Source organism: Prochlorococcus sp. MIT 1327, assembly GCF_047304785.1.
Lineage (GTDB): Bacteria > Cyanobacteriota > Cyanobacteriia > PCC-6307 > Cyanobiaceae > Prochlorococcus > Prochlorococcus marinus_D.
On sequence record NZ_CP138972.1, the window covers coordinates 2325805 to 2343288 of the forward strand.

A 17484-nucleotide genomic window follows, 5' to 3' on the forward strand; every position below is an offset into this window, starting at 1 on the left:
AACAGAAGCAACACCATCGTTCTTAAGGGCCTTCCGAAAGAGCAGCCTCCACATCGGAGCGGGGCAGACCATAAGGGAAACAGCACTGACTGCGCTGGCCACCTTGCTCCCAGGCAACCCTCAATTCTTCCTGCTCCAAAACGATCTCAGCTGACCATTCAGGCATGAGCCAAATCCATCGACAGGGATCCTCACAACTGCGCTCAGCACCTAGCCGCTGCAGCCAACTCTCAAGAGAACCGAGGGAATGGCGATCCAAAGGCGTCTGTTCGGGAGGCAACGACGACATTGATGGCACCTGTTATTGAAATCCTGCCAGCAGTCTGTTCACTATTGAGCCAACTAGGCCAAACTTGCAGCTCACGTCCATGAGCCCAAGCCACTCCAAATCCAATCAGCAAGCTGAACATTAAAGTCATTCCCAGAAGAAGCAGAGAAAACCACTCCCCCCCGGAAAGAGGACGGCGCACGCCAACCCCCTTCGTAGCACTAGAAGACCTTGAAGGCAGCGCATCACTGCCAACACTGGAGCTCACAGCCAACAACCCTTCTGCTATCAGGCTGGCGTCATACTCCTGACGTCGCACCGGGTCGGTGAGAAGCTCATAAGCCTCACACAACAACTGAAACTGCTTAGCAGCCTGTTCAGCAGGAAGCGGAGCCGTATCCGGATGCAGAACCTTACTGCGACGGCGGAAGGCTAGATGAATGGTTTCAACATCTGCAGAGCGTGCAACTCCCAGACGCTCGTAATGGCTCTTCGCAAGAGTCAAAACCAGAAGTTGATCGGCAACTCGCAGAACATCATCTCCTTTCCCCGTGAACAATTCCATCCTAGAGAGAACTATGTTCTGATTGCCCATGTCAAATCAGGCCTGCTTTAGCAACCCAGGCCCGGAGCTCTGGAATGCCCTTGGATGGCATCCCTCCAGTGAACAACTGGAGCAAATGATCGCCCTACAAGCCCTCCTGCGCCAATGGAATGCCCGGGTCAACCTCACCCGCCTGGTCGAAGGTGGTGACTACTGGATTATGCAGGTGTTCGACAGCCTCTGGCCTCTACAGAGCGAATTGCAGAACGCCCAACAACCACGTCGTTGCATCGATATCGGCAGCGGCGGTGGCTTCCCCGGTCTGGTGCTAGCCATCGCACTACCAGGCGCAAGGATCACCTTGGTGGATTCGATAGGCCGCAAGACAGCTGCCCTCAATGCAATGGCGGCAAAGCTAGGGCTAACATCACGCGTCACGGTACGTAGCGAACGGGCAGAACTCACCGGGCAGGATCCCTGCTGCCGCGGCTTGTTTGATCTCGCGATGGCTCGCGCTGTTAGCACAGCACCGGTTGTCGCCGAATACCTCGTCCCCCTTCTCAAGCCAAGCGGTGAAGCCCTGCTTTTTCGTGGCCATTGGAGCCCCAACGATGCAAATGCTCTCGCCAAAACTCTCAAATTGCTAAAAGCCGATCTGATCATGATGGAACGTCGCGAACTTCCTGGCAATCGCGGGGTGCGTCACCAATTACGCCTGCGCGCAACGCTCCCCTGCCCAACAACATTTCCACGTCCAATCGGTGTACCTGCCAAGAACCCGCTCGGGTCTTAAACACTGGTCAATCGCTGCTGAGGATGACCACCAAGACGGCTGCGCAACCTACGCAGCAAGCCTGGGATCTGATCACACCAAGGGCTGTTCACCAACACCTCCCTGAGAGCCGCCTCACTCACATCTACATCTAGTGCTTCGGCATTCGCTCCAGGGAACCAGTGACCACCACTGCCAAGTAAGCCGTAGCGGGCTTTTGCATAACCCTCCATTCCCCAAGCCTCTACAAGATTGTGAAGCCAAAGCAAAATTGGAAGATTGATCTCGCCTGGAACCTCCTGCCAAGGCGGCAAGCCCCTCTGCCAACTGGTCCACCAAGCCTCACCTAAAGCCAACTGTGCCGCATCAACGAGTCGCTGCTGAACTGGTGGCAGCAACTCAGCGGCACTCTGCAAGAGATCCACCGCCTCGAGATGCCGATCGAGATCACTGGGTCGCGCTGCGCCAACGCTGATCGTATGAACCCTTGGGTCTTTCAAGCAAAAGAGATCGTTGAAAACAATTGGATGAAGAGGAGCACAGAGTTCCAGAAGTTGAGACGAGGGACTATGCAGATGGCCACCCTTATCTGTAGGGCTAATGATGAAAACGCCTAGGTCATGACGAGCAGCTGCATCCAGTGCAGGATCATTGTCTTGATAAATGAAATACCAGTGCAGGTTCACATAATCAAAGGCATCCGTCTCGATCGCCTGCACGATTAGGTCTGTGGGGCCATGGGTGGAAAAACCCACATGGCCGATGCGTCCATCACCCTGCCAACGACGCAACACATCCATGCAACCTCCTGGTCGCAAGGTCTGCTCCAGATGCTCCGAAAGGTTGAGGCCATGGATGGCAACTAGATCCAATCGTTCACATCCCAATCTTTCAAAGCTGAGTGCCAACTCAGCCTCAAAGACTTTGGGATCCTCACGAGGAGGAACTTTGCTCTGCAACAGCCGCTGTGGATCCAAAACATCACGCAGCGCCCATCCCAACTGCCGCTCAGAGCTGCCGTAATGGCGTGCCGTCTCCACATGATGAAAGCCACAGGCCACCGCTCGCTCCAAAATGTCCTGCAGCAGTTGCTGCGACTCAGAGGTAATGACCTCCGCCTCCAAATCTGTCCAGCTCTGCTGAAAGCGCATCCCCCCTAAAGACAACACAGGCATTGATAAACCGGTGCGGCCAAAGCGGCGGCAAGGCAGAGGGCTCTGCTCCAAAGACGCCTTCATTAACTCTTAGGAGCCATGATTACGCCGCTTACGAGAAGTCCTTTGAAATCCGAGAGGAAGCAATTCCAGAGCTGCTAATTGAGCTCGCAATTCATCTAGCTGCTCAAACTGCACCCATTTGATGCAGTTCACCGGGCAGGTCGCAATGGCTTCCTGAATGCGTTCCGTACTATCCCCGTCCTGCCGGATGGCCCGCGAGCGACCCATTGTTGGCTCGATCACAAAGGTGTTAGTCGCTACATGAGCGCAGTACCGACAACCAATGCAGACAGCCTCATCAACCCAGACAGCCTTCTCGCGCAATTGGCCACCAAGCAGCGGCTCCGATCCATTCGCCCGCTCATCAAGCTGGGCGGAAACCTGAAAAGCTGCCGATGGATCAATCAATGGTCAAGGTTGGATATCAGGAATCCCAGCGAGTTACCACCAGTTCGATAGCGCCGTCATCAGTATTGCGCTGCTCTGCCACCTCAAAGCCTTCCTGCGCTGTTGATGCCAACACCGTATTAAGGGCGTAGCGCTGGGTGAGCTGAGCAAGAAAACGTTCCACCGGAACAGATTGCCGCCAGAGGTCGAGGTCGGTCACCAATTCATAGGCCCCGGTAGTCGAATTCAAACGGAAACCAATATCACCACCTTCAGGCATGATCACAGCCAATTCAGCTGTGACTGTTTGGCCGCGATAGCCGCGAACAGAACGCTCTCCTTCTTGGGGGACATAACCAAGATCCTTGAGCGCCTGTAACAGGGGCTCTCGTTTGCGCAGGTGTGTCTTAACGGTGCTGAAGTGCGACATCAAAGAAGCTCGGCTGGAATGGACTGGGATTGATCCTGTGGACGGAGAAACGCCTCGGCTGTAGGTGTGCTTTGTTCCACAACACCGATGGATTCTTCAATCCGCTCAGTGAGAAGACGGCAGGCTTCACCAACCACTCCCTCAACACTCTCTTCAACACGTCCGTCTTGACGGATCCGGAATCGCACAGTCTGTTGAGGCATCCACTTCATCAGAAGGGTTCCAAATAATATCCTCCATCTTCAAGAGCTGACGTGTTGATTGTCACAAGACCCAAGTAAATCAAGGATCCAATCTGAGCCTTCAGGTCAAGCGTCCTTCATCTACAAGAGTTTGCAGCCGCTGAATCACCTCAGAGTTCTCCAACTGCTCAAGTGCGATGCGAGCCTCATCACGTACCGAGAGCTCTGCATCGTTGAGCAGGGAATCAACAAAAGCCTCCACCAACTCCTGCCGACGAGGTTCAACCAACGTGTCGTAAAGACGTCCGAGGGCCCAGATGCAGTTGCTTCGCACAACAGGTTCTCCATCGATCTGCAAACTCATCAGTAGTTGACTGGCAGCGATATCAGCATTGGCAGGAGAAGTTCCACCGGCTTCTGCCAATGAGCCGGTGGCCCATAGCCTTACCGCAGCAACATCATTTTGGAGAACATGAATGAGGGGTTTAAGGACGCGGGCATCGGCGTAATTCCCCAGGCTCCAGGCAGTTGCCTTACGCACATAGGCATTGCAGTCAGCCTGTAGCAACTGCAAAAGGGGCTCTAAAGCTGGCGGAGAAGGATTTCGGCCTAACGCATAAACAGCACTCATCCGTTCCACTGGACAAGGCTCCTTCAACAAGGGCAACAGCAAAGCCACTGCCCTGGGATCCCGATGTTCACAAAACACCCTTAGCCCCTGCAGACGCTCCTCATGGCCCAGCTTCAGCCAGTTAAGACCTGCGTCACACACATGTGCCACGTCTGAACTGTCAGGATTGATTTCGTCAAGCGGATCAACGAACTGTTCAGCCGCCAACTCCTTGGCCAAGACATCAGGATCAATGGCCAGGTTGGCCAGACCTTGCTCTAGCTGTCTAGAAGCTTCACTCATGACCTTGATCGTAGAGGCATTAGGCCGACTGATCTCACCCGATTGGAGCCGGCGCGAGCATGTCCCCAGGCAACCAGATACGAGCAGTCACTGCCACCAGAGCCACCCCAAATAAAACCACAATCAGAGCAGGCAACACGGTGGAACGTATGAAATTCAATGCTTACGAACTCTTTCCCTCATTCTGCCTCCCAAGCCAAGACCTTGTTGGAGATCATGCGACGCCTATCCGACTGCGCAGCCAACCACGGGTTAAAGGCAGCACACAGACCACGGTGACCACCAAACCGATCCAACCGCCTAGCTGCTGATGTAACAGAAACGCGCCAGTGCCGAGCAGACCGCCAAACAGAACACCGACACTAAGAATGAAGCGCAAACACAAACTTACGAGGGAATCCACCGGTGTTATATCCAGGCGTTGACGCAAGCGACTCCAGCCTGGGCCTGGTGGCTGCACCTGGTTCACAAAGCTCTCGAGCACTTGCGGCGATTCAGGCGGAGTCACCAGCATCACTACAACCCAGGCCACAGCAGTAATCGCTGTGGTGATCATCAACCTGGTGCCGTAATCAGGAATTGTCACCAAGGGCACAACGGATGTACAAAGGCCCACCACAAAACCACAAACCATCGCCGCCAATTCGGCAGCAGCATTGATCCGCCACCAGAACCAACGCAGCACAAGCACCACTCCGGGCCCGGTACCAATAGCAATCACCAGACGAAACACTGTGCCGATGCTGTCGCTAATTAATGCGGTGATCACCCCGAGAACTAGCAGCAAAACACTGGTGAATTGACCGACCAGCAACAGCTCTCTCTGATCAGCATCCGGCCTGATAAAGCGCTGGTAAAGATCGTGGGTGAGATAGCTAGCACCCCAGTTCACAGCGGTACTGACCGTACTCATGAAAGCCGCCACCAGAGAGACCACTACAAGACCAAGCCCCACTGGTGGTAGGTAGGTCACAGCCAAGGTTGGGTAACTGAGTTCCCAGTCGGCCTGAGCTGGCAAGAGCACTAAAGCGGCAAGAGCAACCAAAACCCACAACCAACTGCGCACCAGATAGTTGACCACCAGAAACACCCAGCCAGCCAGTTGAGCCTGACGCTCGTCCCGCGTGGCCAACATTCGCTGAATGAACTCACCACCACCGTCACTGCGACGAAAACTCCACCATTGGACAGTGAGATAAGACAGGAATGTGGCCACACTGATCTCGGCGCCACCAATCCAATCAAAGCCATCACCATTCCATTGCCAGGGCACGATCGCCAGCAGTTCAGGTCGCTCCAACCCCCTCAATTGATCGAGCATGGCGTCCATCCCTCCGGCTGCATGAACGGCGGCCCACGCCACCGCCACCGCTCCCAAAAGAGCCAACAGCAACTGCACGAAATCGGTGATCACGACAGCCCAGAGGCCCCCAGCAACGGTGTAAACAAGCACCATCACAGCCACGACTGCCAACAGCACAACGGTGTCAGGGGTGCCGCCAAGCACTTCCACAGGGCTGCCAGACACGATGCCCAGGGCTTCTACGACCTTACGCATGGCCAGGAAGGCATAGCCGATACCGATGCAATTCACCGGCAGTGCGAGCAAAAATGCTTTAATCCCACGCAGCCAGGCGGCAGGTGCTCCGCCATAACGCAGCTCGGTGAATGCAGCATCGGTCAGCACCCCACTCCGTCGCCAGAGCGGAGCAAAGACAACTGCCATGGCGACATGCGCCAGGCCGAAGCTCCACCATTCCCAATTACCGGCCAATCCTCGTGTGCCAACCAGACCGGCTACATAAAGAGGGGTATCAATCGAAAATGTCGTTGCGGCCATCGAAGCCCCAGCCAACCAACCACTGAGTCGACGTCCAGCAACAAAGTAATCATCCTCACTTCGATTGCGACGAGACAACCAAAGCCCAATCACGAGAGTGATGGCGAGATAACCAACGAGGATCATCCAATCAATGGCAGCCATATCCCTAGGCGGTTGATCGCAGTGTGGCTCAGCTAGTCCATCTCAGCCGATGGCTGCGTGCTGGCGGCGGAGCTGGCCACAGGCGGCATTCTGATCCAGACCTCGACTTGCACGCAAACTCACTGCCACCCCACGCTGCTCCAATACACGCCGAAAGGCCTTAATCGTCTCTGGATTAGGACGTTGAAAACCCTCATCGTCGATCGGGTTGTAGGCAATCAGATTCACATGACTCTGGAAGCCCCTAACCCTATCCGCTAGTTCTTCTGCATGCTGAGGCTGATCATTAAGTGCTCCAAGCAGGATGTACTCAAAAGTCACCCGTCGACCAGTCACTGCCAAATAATGGCGACAGTCTTGAAGCAGAGTCTCGAAGGAATAAGCGCAAGCGGTAGGAATCAAACGTTCGCGCAACTCTTGATTGGGAGCATGCAGACTCACAGCCAGGGTGAACTGGGCGCGACCTAGACGTTTCATCGCCAGCTCTGCCAGCTGGGGCAGCGTATGGGGGACACCCACGGTGCTCACAGTGATACGGCGCTGAGCAATACCTAGATCAATATTTAGGCAACGAATCGCCGCCAAGACCGCTTCAATGTTGAGCAAAGGCTCACCCATACCCATAAAGACAACGTGGGAAGGACGGCGATCCATCGCCTCGCGCAAGCTCAACACCTGATCAACAATCTCGTGTGTGGCCAGCGATCGTTGCAGCCCTCCCTTCCCGCTAGCGCAGAAGCGACAAGCCATTGGACAGCCCACCTGACTGGATAGGCACACTGTGAGACGTTGCTGGGTTGGGATGCCTACACTCTCAATGGTTTCGCCATCAACCGTTGCCAGCAGCAACTTGGTCGTGTCATCCACCGCAACAGCCCGATTCACCTCCAACAACCGCCCAATCGTGATGCCTCGCTGTTGCAACGAGAGGCGCCATGACTTTGGCAACACTGTGATCGCCTCAAAACTTCTGGCCCCCTTGGTATAGAGCCAGTCATGCAACTGACGGCCCCGGAAGGCTGGCTGGCCTTCTGCCACAGCCCAGCCCTCTAGTTCATTAGCACTACAACCCAGTAACGCCTGATTGCCGCCAGGCAGATGGGTAGAGCTCACCAGATCAACAAACCATGCCCGAGTGTTGCCTCCACCACCATTAAGGCAATAAAGCCAAGCATCGCCATACGTCCATTGAGCTTCTCGTTATGGCTGTGAAAGCCATAACGAGGCTTTCGCCGTTGCGGAATGATGGTGGGCTCAAGCATGGATGAAGGCCTCAATCAAGCGTTTTCAAAGCAGAAACGAACATTCAGGAGAAGTTTGCTCACTCCTCAGTGAGCAGCCCCTCCTGCTGAAGACCCTCGAGAGCGGATGGATCTGGCAGCTGTTCCTCCTCGAGTTCATTCTCACCAGTAGGACGAACAAAAGCAGCGAAGTTGCTAGCCGCTGGATCAATCCCATGACGACTGCGTGTGGCCTCCAAATCAGCGTCACTGGGGTCAGCCAACACAGCAGTCGAACTGGCCGCAGGAGCTGCAGGCATCTCCACGGTGTAATCCGGACGCAAGTTCTGCATTCGGCGATAGCCAGCAGGGTCCTCGGCGAGGATGTCCGGATGAGGCCCCGCCTCGGCTCGCAACTCTTCCTGGAAGCCACTAAAGCCAGTACCGGCGGGAATCAACCGACCGATGATCACGTTCTCTTTGAGACCACGTAGCCAATCGCTCTTACCCTCGATTGCGGCTTCAGTGAGCACTCGTGTGGTCTCTTGGAAAGAAGCCGCCGAGATGAAGCTGTCGGTGTTCAGAGACGCCTTCGTAATTCCCAGCAGAACAGGTGTGAACTCAGAAGGGGCTCCACCAGTGATCGCCATAGCCTGATTGGTGTCCTCCACCTGACGCAATTCGATCAACTCCCCTGGCAGCAAAGTGGTATCACCAGCATCCTCAATCCGCACCTTGCTAGTCATCTGGCGGACAATCACCTCAATGTGTTTGTCGTCAATCGAGACACCCTGTGACTTGTAGACATTCTGAACCTCTGTGACCAAACGGTGCTGGAGTTTGGCGATCGCCTCTTGTGCAGCATCCATCAACGGCTTGCGCCCACGTAAATCCTCGAAAAAGCAATCGAGTAGCTCGTGAGGGTTAATAGGACCATCAGTGAGCAGTTCTCCAGCATGGACCTGCTGCCCATTGCTGACCATGACGTTACGACCTAGAAGAATCGGGTATTCGCCAATAGCATCATCTGCCTCAATCACAGTCACCGTGATTGATTCATCGTCTTCTCCTTGCTTGATCTCCACAGTGCCTGGCTTCTTACAGAGCACAGCAGATTCCCTTGGGCGACGAGCTTCGAGCAACTCCTCAATCCGCGGCAAACCCTGAACAATGTCTCCTGTCTTCTGACGTTCAAACACCAACAACGCCAAACCATCACCCCGCTGCACCAAATCGCCATCGCGAACATGCAATACAGAATCTGGAGACACCATGTAAGGGCGTCCAAGGCGCAAGGTGATTGCTTTCCCATCAACCTCCTCTACCTCTCCGCAACAACTAGACGGCTCATCTTTTGCTAGCGAGTCGCCATCGACCAATCGCTGGCCTACCTCCACGAGGGGACTGCCATTGGTCGTCACCGTAATGGTGTCTTCATCACGCTCAACAATCAAACGTCGCACAGGGTCACCCTCCTGGACAACAGGCAACTGGGCGATCCCCTCTTGCTTACAAAGGATCTGAGTTGTCGCAACCACATCACTGGCCTTAACCGACTGGCCGTCCTCAATCTGCAACTCGGTGTGAGTGGAGCCATGGCTTGAATCGGAGATTGTGTCGCGACGCACAAGGATGCTCTCGAGAATCACCAAACGCAATCTTTCGATGGTCTTAGCTCGCTTATCACGCACAGCCTCTACATCCACAGTCATCTGAGGAGTTGTGTCAAACGTCTCAAGAATGAGTTGAGTTTTGAGTAGCTCTACGCCCTCAACCGATTTGATCAGCTCTCCATCCTTAAAGGCGAGTCGCTGGGTGGCCTTAATCCCCAGATAAGGGCCCTTCGGCTGCTTGACATGAGTCAACTCAGGGAGTTGAGCCTCATTTGGGATGGTGTATTCCTCCATAGGTCTTAGCAACAGACCAGTCCCCTCAGGTGTGTCCACGGTCTGCACAAAGACCATGGCTTCAGAATTGATGCCCTTGGCAATCGTCTCGCCTGGGTTCACGATCTGGCCATCACCTGTGAAACGCTCTAAGGCCTTGGTTTCAGTACAAAGGTGGAAGCTGCCACTGCGAACGATGATTTCGCGCAGGATGTCGTTCTTCTGAGTCACCGTTACGATCCCGGCGGTCTGGCTGAAGATGTCCTTGACAACCTCAGTCCCGGCCTCAATCCACTGGCCGTCCTCGATCATCAACAAGGAAATGTCCTTGTTGATCTCATGTGTCTCCTGAGGGATCCAAAGCAAGGTGCCACCCTTATTCACCTCAAAGCCATTCTTGGCTGAGCGAGCCTTCTTGATCGCCAGACCAGGGGCAAAGCGCACCAGACCACCGGTCTGAGTGCGGAAGCGGTCATCAGCCAACTCAGCCACCACTTCACCATTGCCAATCTTGCTTCCGGGAATGGTGTTTAAGCGATAACGGGTACCGTCTTTTGCCTCCAGATGCCAAAGTTCCCCTGAATGCGTGGACTCTCCGAGCAGCTTGAAGTCCTTCATCGTCATAGAGGTGGTAACGATCTGCACCTCGCGAGAATCCCCGATCGAATCGCGCAGACGCACCTCACCTCCAAACTCGCTGGCCTGGCTGGCCTCCGCCAACACCTGACCACGTTCGACTTTGACATTGCCCTGGACTACAGGCTCGGCATTGGGGGGAAGGTTGTAGACATCCCCAGCAAGCACCCAAAGTCTCCCTAAACGCTGCGCCTTCAGAGTGATATTTCCCTGACGGTCTTTAACTTCCCTGGGCTGAATAACCTGCTCATAACGAACCTGACCAGCCAGGTCACAAATTACGTCTTTAGTGGCCTTCTCCACGCTCTTTTTCACCGCAACAGCCGCGATCTGAACAACAGTCACGTCTGCCTCGATCTCCTGTCCATCACTAACGAACAGCAAAGATCCGGTGGTGATGTCGATCCTCTGTGCACGACCCTTGCCTGAAGGCTTCACAGTGAGAGTGAAGTCCACTTCAGACTGCTGAGCCTCTAGACCATGGGGTGTGCGATAACCACGCACACGAGCCTTTGAGCCAAACTCAACTGTGCCAGCAACAGTGGAGCGAACCACGCCAGTCTCAGCGGTAGACACACCACCGGTATGGAAAGTTCGCATGGTGAGCTGCGTCCCCGGTTCACCGATGGACTGAGCAGCAATAATGCCGACGGCTTCGCCGAGATCGGCTAATTCGTTATGAGCCAGTGCCCACCCGTAACACTTCCTACATACGGAACGATTCGCCTCACAAGTAAGCGGTGAGCGCACCATGACCTCAGTGATGGCTGCCTTTTCGAAACGCCTAGAAAGCGGTGGATCGATTTCTGTATTGCGTTCAGCAAGAATTTCGCCGTCAACATTGACGACTTGCTCTGCAGTGAGGCGACCAACAAGACGGCTACCAAAACCACCGTCTTCCGCCTTCACAATGATGCCCCTAGTGGTGCCGCAATCATCCTCACGAACGATCACATCCTGAGCAACATCCACCAGACGCCGCGTGAGATAACCGGAATCGGCTGTTCGCAACGCTGTATCGACCAAACCCTTACGTGCGCCGTAAGAGGAGATCACGTACTCAGTAACCGTTAGACCCTCACGGAAATTGGTGCGAATCGGCAGATCAATAATCTCCCCCTGCGGATTGGCCATCAGGCCACGCATACCAACAAGCTGGCGAACCTGAGACATGTTTCCACGAGCCCCAGAGTTGGCCATCATCCAGACCGAGTTCAGCGGGTCGTTCTGATTGAAATTCTTCTTGACCGCATCAACCAAACGCTCATTGGTTTCTGTCCAGGTATCAATCACCTTGGTATGACGCTCAACCTCTGTGATTTCACCAAGGCGATAACACTCCTCGGTGGCCGTGATCTGAGCCTCCGCCTGGCCAAGCAAGTCTTGCTTGGCCTCAGGCACCTTGAGGTCTTCCACGGAAATCGACACGGCAGCCTGAGTGGCGTAGCGAAAGCCAAGGTCCTTGAGATTGTCCGCCATGGAAGCGGTTACAGCGGTGCCGTGTGTCTTGTAAGCCCATGCCACCAGTTGCTTGAGGGCCTTCTTATCGATAACCCGGTTACGAAACTGCGGTGGGGTCCTCGCCAGTGCTGGCGAAGCACTTGCCGCAACAGCCTTCGCGGCCTTGGACTTGGACTTCGACTTGGCCTTGGACTTGGTGGTCTTGGTCGAAGGCTTGCGGGATTTCGGGGAGGTTGAGGTCATGGCTACACGCGAATCAGGTCAGGGAAGAAAGCTGGTTTTGGAGTGACTCAGGCGGCGGCCACCGCATCGATAATTGTGTAATTCATCACCACGCGGCCCACTGTTGTAAGGATGTAGCGACTGATCAACGCTCCGTCTTCGTCGAAACGATCTCGGCGATAAGTCCACTGCTCAATGCGAGTGCCATCACTAAGTGATTCAGCCTTGAGAGGTTTGTCAATTTCATCTTCATCCTCTACCTCACCGTTGAAGCGAACCCAAACCCAGTCATGCAGCAGGAGTCTTTTATCTTCAAACGCATGGATGACGTCCTCTAAACCAGCATAGGTTCTGGATTGATCGCCAAACTCAGGAACAGAAGCTCCCGGCTTAATCGCCGTGAGGTAATAGGAGCCAAGCACCATGTCCTGAGAAGGCGTGATAATCGGATCGCCAGTGGCAGGTGAAAGGATGTTGTTGCTGGCCAACATCAACATTCGCGCTTCCGTCTGAGCCTCAATGGCCAAAGGCACATGAACAGCCATTTGGTCGCCATCAAAGTCGGCGTTAAAGGCAGGGCAAACCAACGGGTGTAACTGAATGGCACGGCCAGCAACCAGCTTCGGTTCAAAAGCCTGTATACCCAGACGGTGCAGAGTTGGAGCGCGGTTTAACAGGATCGGGTGTCCCTCAATGACCTCCTGCAGCACCTGCATCACCTCATCATCAGCCCGCTGAATCAACTTCTTAGCAGCTTTGATGTTGTTGACAATGTTTTGACGAATCAGGCGATGGATCACAAAAGGCTGGAATAGCTCGATTGCCATCTCTTTAGGCAACCCGCACTGATGCATCTTCAGCTTGGGGCCCACCACGATCACGGAACGACCAGAATAGTCGACCCGCTTACCTAACAAGTTCTGGCGAAAGCGACCCTGTTTGCCCTCAATGATGTCACTAAGTGACTTCAACGGGCGATTATTAGCACCAACAACAGTTCGACCACGACGACCATTATCGATCAGAGCATCAACTGCCTCTTGGAGCATCCGCTTCTCATTTCGAACGATAATTTCAGGAGCCAAGATTTCCTGAAGCCGCGCAAGACGGTTGTTGCGGTTAATCACCCGACGGTAGAGATCATTTAGGTCGGATGTAGCGAAACGTCCGCCATCCAACTGGACCATTGGACGAAGGTCCGGAGGAATAACTGGAATTGCATCCAGCACCATCCACTCAGGCCTTGCATTAGTAGCAATAAAGTTATCAATCACTCTCAAACGCTTAATCAACTTGGCCCGTTTCTGCCCCTTACTAGAGGAAATATCCTCTCTCAACTGTTCAGCTACATCAGCTAACTCTAAATCTTCTAGCAATTGCTTTAGGGCTTCAGCACCGATGCCAACCATCGGCTCATTCTCAATCGTGGAATCTTCCGCATAGATCTCATCTTCGATCTCTAGCCACTCATCCTCAGTCAGTAATTGCTTATACTTGAGTTCCTTATGATCACCAGGATCGAGGACTACATAACAGTTGAAGTAAACAATCTGCTCAACATCACGTAGTGGCATATCTAACAAGATCGCCACATAACTAGGTATCCCTTTCAAATACCAAACGTGGGAGACAGGAGCGGCCAACTTGATGAAGCCCATGCGATGACGCCGGACCCGACTTTCAGTGACCTCAACGCCACAGCGCTCACAGACAATGCCACGGTGTCGAACCCGCTTATATTTCCCGCAATGACACTCCCAATCCTTTGAAGGGCCGAAGATCTTCTCGCAAAAGAGCCCGTCCATCTCAGGCTTAAGGGTGCGGTAATTGATCGTCTCCGGCTTCGTCACTTCACCCACAACCTGCCCATTAGGGAGTGTGCGCTGACCCCACTCCATCACCCGATCTGGTGAAGCAAGTGTGATTTTGACGTAGTCGAAGTGGTTCTCTGTGCGCAGGTTGCTGTTAGTCATGAACGAATCGCAAACAGTTTGGGAAACGAAAAGCAGTTAGGTAAGGCCGTTAATCTTCGTCGTAATCCGCAACTCCAAGGGATTCGTAAGTGGGTCGGCTAGGAGTACTACGGCGAGGGTTCACATCCTGCATCAGATCCACTTCTTTGCCTTCATCGGTATAAACAGCGATATCGAGCCCGAGGGACTGAAGCTCACGCATCAACACCTTGAAAGACTCGGGTGTTCCCGGTCTGGGGATAGGCTTGCCCTTCACGATTGCATTGAGGGCTTCATTACGACCCTGCATATCGTCTGATTTAACAGTAAGCAGCTCCTGCAGGGTGTAAGCGGCGCCATAGGCCTCAAGAGCCCACACCTCCATCTCACCTAAACGTTGGCCACCTTGTTGAGCCTTACCGCCAAGAGGTTGCTGGGTTACCAGTGAATAAGGACCTGTTGAGCGAGCATGGATCTTATCGTCAACCAGATGAACAAGCTTCAGAATCTGTGCATAACCAACAGTCACCGGCTGGTCGAAAGGTTCACCCGATCGTCCATCAATCAATTGAAGCTTGCCAGGATTTTCAGGGTTGTAGACCCATTGCTTACCTTTCTGTTTGGCAGCTTCCTTGAGATAAGCCTCAACTGTCTGCTGAGACTTTTCAGCTCCATACATTTCATCAAAAGGCACTACCTTGACGCGACAGTCGAGATTGGCTGCTGCCCATCCCATTAAGCACTCAAACACCTGTCCCACATTCATCCGGCTGGGAACGCCCAAAGGATTCAAAACGATGTCAACTGGAGTGCCATCGGGCAGAAAAGGCATGTCTTCGCGGGGAAGAATGCGACTGATAATGCCTTTATTGCCGTGGCGACCGGCCATCTTGTCGCCAACCTGGATCTTGCGACGCTGAGCCACATACACTCGAACGACCATATTGGCGCCAGGAGGAAGCTCATCACCCTGTTCACGAGTGTAAATACGAACGTCCACAACTCGTCCTCGTTCAGTGCTGGGAACGCGTAGAGAGTTATCACGCACATCGCGCGCTTTTTCACCAAAAATGGCACGCAAAAGCTTCTCTTCTGGAGGCTGATCTGACTCACCTTTAGGCGTCACTTTACCCACCAAAATGTCTCCGCTCTCGACAAAAGCACCGATGCGAATGATGCCCATTTCATCAAGATTGCCAAGACTTTCCTCGGCAACATTGGGTATCTCCCTGGTGATCTCCTCGGGACCGAGCTTTGTCTGTCGTGCCTCGATCTCATACTTCTCGATATGCACCGAGGTGTAGAGGTCGTCCTTAACTAATCGTTCGCTGACAAGAATAGCGTCCTCGTAGTTGTAACCCTCCCAAGGCATATAAGCGACCAAAACGTTCTGACCTAAAGCAATTTCACCGCCTTCACAAGCAGAACCATCCGCGAGAACCTGACCCACGATCACCGGATCACCCTGGCAGACAATCGGACGCTGATTGAGACAGGTGTCCTGATTTGAACGCTGATACTTCTGCAGGTAGTGGGTGTGATCAACCCCATCCTCATCCCGGACGATGATCGCAGTGGCATCAACGAATGTGACCTTGCCATTAACACGGGAGATGGGCACCATCCCGGAATCACGAGCCACCTGAGTTTCGAGGCCCGTCCCCACCAAAGGCCGCTCAGGCCGCAACAGTGGTACGGCCTGCCGTTGCATATTTGATCCCATCAGAGCCCTATTGGCGTCATCGTGCTCGAGGAAAGGAATCAAGGAGGTGGCGACAGAGATCACCTGCACCGGCGAGAGCTGCACATAATCCACCTGCTCAGGTGGAACTTTTTCGAAGTCCTGGCGATAACGCACCGGAATTAATTCAGCGAGAATCTTTCCATCAGCATCCGTAGCCACATCACCAGGAGCCACACGACACTCATCCTCAAGATCGGCTGATAAATAGATGGGGTCTCCCTCCTTGATCAGGCGACCGTTCTCAACCTTCCAGAAGGGAGTCTCAATGAAACCATACTGATTCACCCGAGCATGGGTAGCCAGTGAATTGATCAAACCTGCATTCGGGCCTTCCGGTGTCTCAATTGGGCAGAGACGGCCATAATGGGAGGGGTGAATATCACGCACCGCGAAGCCGGCACGCTCCCTAGTGAGGCCCCCTGGCCCCAGAGCTGAGATACGACGTTTGTGGGTGAGTTCAGCCAATGGATTCGTCTGATCCATGAACTGACTCAGCTGACTGGAACCGAAGAACTCCTTAACAGCTGCAACGAGAGGCTTGGGGTTCACCAACTGAGCTGGTGTGAGCGAATCGGTCTCTCCCACCGTCATCCGTTCTTTGATGATCCTCTCCAGGCGATTGAGACCAACCCGGACCTGGTTCTGCAAAAGTTCACCCACTGAACGCACTCGACGATTGCCCAGGTGATCAATGTCATCAAGGCTGGCACCACCCACATCGAGTTCTAAATTGATCAGATAATCAAGGGTTGAGAGCACATCCTCATGGGTGAGGGTCCGCACCGTATCCGGGATTGTTAGACGCAGCTTTTTATTAATCTTGTAACGGCCAACTCGGCCAAGGTCGTAACGCTTGGGATCAAAAAATCGGGTCTGCAGAAGCTGTTGTCCACCGCTTACTGAAGGAGGCTCACCAGGACGAAGCTTTTTATAAAGCTCAAGCAAAGCCTGATCCTCTGAACTAATTCCTTCCTCATTTGCAGCCTCAATAGACTTCTTGTAATACTCGGGGTGACGAAGCTTATCGATTACATCGTTATCTGATAGCCCCATGGCCCGCATTAAAACATGGGCATTAATTTTGCGTGTTTTATCAACACGCACATGCAGAAGGGCGTTTTTATCTGTTTCGAACTTTAGCCAGGCACCACGGTTAGGGATAACACTGGCATTGTATGTTCGTCGTCCATTCTTATCCTGTTCATCCTTAAAATATACCCCTGGGCTGCGCACAATCTGATTAACAATAACCCTCTCTGCACCATTGATAATGAACGTACCTCGCTCAGTCATCAGAGGAAGCTCGCCAATAAACACCTCCTGCTCCTTAATCTCACCTGTTTCCTTATTCACTAAGCGACAGGTCACATACATCTGTGATGCGAAAGTGGCATCACGGCGCTTGGCCTCTTCAACATCGTGGCGAGGCCGCTTCAATCGGTATTCATTGCCAACAAAATGGAGTTCAAGCTTGCCTGTGTAGTCCGTGATCGGAGAAAAGCTATCCAACTCCTCGATCAAGCCCTCATCAAGAAACCACTTGAAGCTAGCCCGCTGAACTTCAACGAGATCAGGCAGGTAGGTGGCGGTCTTGGCGACCTGAATCGCGCTGCTGCTCATGCGGAGACCTGCAGTTGAGAAGTGAAATTGGAAGACCTGAACAATC

The 17484-nt window shown here is 53.6% G+C and carries 14 protein-coding genes; 1 reads left to right on the forward strand and 13 read right to left on the reverse strand.

Annotation, left to right across the window (positions count from 1 at the left end; all coding sequences use genetic code 11):
• Nucleotides 1-22: 22 nt before the first annotated feature.
• Together SIB80_RS11745 and SIB80_RS11750 are read right to left on the reverse strand one after the other, a co-directional pair.
• Complete coding sequence (locus tag SIB80_RS11745) at nt 23-259, reverse strand: DUF3143 domain-containing protein (RefSeq protein WP_370520977.1); 237 nt, start codon at nt 257-259, stop codon at nt 23-25.
• Nucleotides 231-863 (reverse strand): J domain-containing protein, encoded by a 633-nt coding sequence (locus SIB80_RS11750; RefSeq protein ID WP_063419562.1) that lies wholly within the window; start codon nt 861-863, stop codon nt 231-233. Before SIB80_RS11750 ends, SIB80_RS11745 begins: the two co-directional genes overlap by 29 nt.
• Here SIB80_RS11750 and rsmG point away from each other — a divergent pair.
• Nucleotides 862-1605 (forward strand): 16S rRNA (guanine(527)-N(7))-methyltransferase RsmG, encoded by a 744-nt coding sequence (rsmG, locus tag SIB80_RS11755; protein ID WP_063419563.1) that lies wholly within the window; start codon nt 862-864, stop codon nt 1603-1605. The genes SIB80_RS11750 and rsmG overlap by 2 nt on opposite strands.
• Here the strand turns inward: rsmG and SIB80_RS11760 are convergent.
• The 11 genes from SIB80_RS11760 to rpoB form a co-directional block, all read right to left on the reverse strand.
• A complete protein-coding gene (locus tag SIB80_RS11760) occupies nt 1602-2822 on the reverse strand; it encodes an aldo/keto reductase (RefSeq protein ID WP_063419564.1) in 1221 nt (406 codons plus the stop codon). The two genes, rsmG and SIB80_RS11760, sit on opposite strands and share 4 nt — an antisense overlap.
• Nucleotides 2823-2828: 6 nt before the next feature.
• The gene (locus tag SIB80_RS11765) at nt 2829-3209 is read right to left on the reverse strand and encodes a ferredoxin (protein WP_011130866.1); all 381 of its coding nucleotides are present in this window, start codon (nt 3207-3209) and stop codon (nt 2829-2831) included.
• 16 nt (nt 3210-3225) lie between these two features.
• Nucleotides 3226-3618, reverse strand: a complete 393-nt coding sequence (locus SIB80_RS11770) for a DUF1257 domain-containing protein (protein WP_011130867.1) — start codon at nt 3616-3618, stop codon at nt 3226-3228.
• Nucleotides 3618-3821, reverse strand: coding sequence for a DUF2997 domain-containing protein (locus tag SIB80_RS11775; RefSeq protein WP_041375041.1), 204 nt, complete (start codon nt 3819-3821; stop codon nt 3618-3620). The genes SIB80_RS11770 and SIB80_RS11775 overlap by 1 nt, the downstream gene beginning before the upstream one ends.
• Before the next feature lie 100 nt (nt 3822-3921).
• Nucleotides 3922-4713, reverse strand: coding sequence for a HEAT repeat domain-containing protein (locus tag SIB80_RS11780; protein ID WP_063419565.1), 792 nt, complete (start codon nt 4711-4713; stop codon nt 3922-3924).
• 214 nt (nt 4714-4927) lie between these two features.
• Nucleotides 4928-6697: a sodium:solute symporter family protein gene (locus SIB80_RS11785; RefSeq protein WP_063419566.1), complete on the reverse strand. Its 1770-nt coding sequence runs from the start codon at nt 6695-6697 to the stop codon at nt 4928-4930.
• Nucleotides 6698-6739: 42 nt separating this feature from the next.
• Nucleotides 6740-7810 (reverse strand): 23S rRNA (adenine(2503)-C(2))-methyltransferase RlmN, encoded by a 1071-nt coding sequence (gene rlmN, locus SIB80_RS11790; protein ID WP_063419567.1) that lies wholly within the window; start codon nt 7808-7810, stop codon nt 6740-6742.
• On the reverse strand, nt 7807-7959 hold the full coding sequence (locus tag SIB80_RS11795; protein ID WP_011130872.1) for a high light inducible protein: 153 nt from the start codon (nt 7957-7959) through the stop codon (nt 7807-7809). Before SIB80_RS11795 ends, rlmN begins: the two co-directional genes overlap by 4 nt.
• Before the next feature lie 59 nt (nt 7960-8018).
• On the reverse strand, nt 8019-12143 hold the full coding sequence (locus SIB80_RS11800; RefSeq protein WP_063419568.1) for a DNA-directed RNA polymerase subunit beta': 4125 nt from the start codon (nt 12141-12143) through the stop codon (nt 8019-8021).
• A gap of 47 nt (nt 12144-12190) precedes the next feature.
• Nucleotides 12191-14095: a DNA-directed RNA polymerase subunit gamma gene (locus SIB80_RS11805; RefSeq protein ID WP_063419569.1), complete on the reverse strand. Its 1905-nt coding sequence runs from the start codon at nt 14093-14095 to the stop codon at nt 12191-12193.
• Between the two features lie 49 nt (nt 14096-14144).
• Nucleotides 14145-17438, reverse strand: coding sequence for a DNA-directed RNA polymerase subunit beta (rpoB, locus tag SIB80_RS11810; protein WP_063419602.1), 3294 nt, complete (start codon nt 17436-17438; stop codon nt 14145-14147).
• Nucleotides 17439-17484 lie beyond the last annotated feature (46 nt).

What these genes read in the sequence shown, in the direction of transcription:
- SIB80_RS11775 (WP_041375041.1), bottom strand. Translation starts at nt 3,821, where the DNA reads ATGCCTCAACAGACTGTGCGATTCCGGATCCGTCAAGACGGACGTGTT.
- SIB80_RS11805 (WP_063419569.1), bottom strand. Translation starts at nt 14,095, where the DNA reads ATGACTAACAGCAACCTGCGCACAGAGAACCACTTCGACTACGTCAAA.
- SIB80_RS11800 (WP_063419568.1), bottom strand. Translation starts at nt 12,143, where the DNA reads ATGACCTCAACCTCCCCGAAATCCCGCAAGCCTTCGACCAAGACCACC.
- SIB80_RS11780 (WP_063419565.1), bottom strand. Translation starts at nt 4,713, where the DNA reads ATGAGTGAAGCTTCTAGACAGCTAGAGCAAGGTCTGGCCAACCTGGCC.
- SIB80_RS11795 (WP_011130872.1), bottom strand. Translation starts at nt 7,959, where the DNA reads ATGCTTGAGCCCACCATCATTCCGCAACGGCGAAAGCCTCGTTATGGC.
- rpoB (WP_063419602.1), bottom strand. Translation starts at nt 17,438, where the DNA reads ATGAGCAGCAGCGCGATTCAGGTCGCCAAGACCGCCACCTACCTGCCT.
- SIB80_RS11770 (WP_011130867.1), bottom strand. Translation starts at nt 3,618, where the DNA reads ATGTCGCACTTCAGCACCGTTAAGACACACCTGCGCAAACGAGAGCCC.
- rsmG (WP_063419563.1), top strand. Translation starts at nt 862, where the DNA reads ATGTCAAATCAGGCCTGCTTTAGCAACCCAGGCCCGGAGCTCTGGAAT.
- SIB80_RS11785 (WP_063419566.1), bottom strand. Translation starts at nt 6,697, where the DNA reads ATGGCTGCCATTGATTGGATGATCCTCGTTGGTTATCTCGCCATCACT.
- SIB80_RS11760 (WP_063419564.1), bottom strand. Translation starts at nt 2,822, where the DNA reads ATGAAGGCGTCTTTGGAGCAGAGCCCTCTGCCTTGCCGCCGCTTTGGC.
- SIB80_RS11750 (WP_063419562.1), bottom strand. Translation starts at nt 863, where the DNA reads ATGGGCAATCAGAACATAGTTCTCTCTAGGATGGAATTGTTCACGGGG.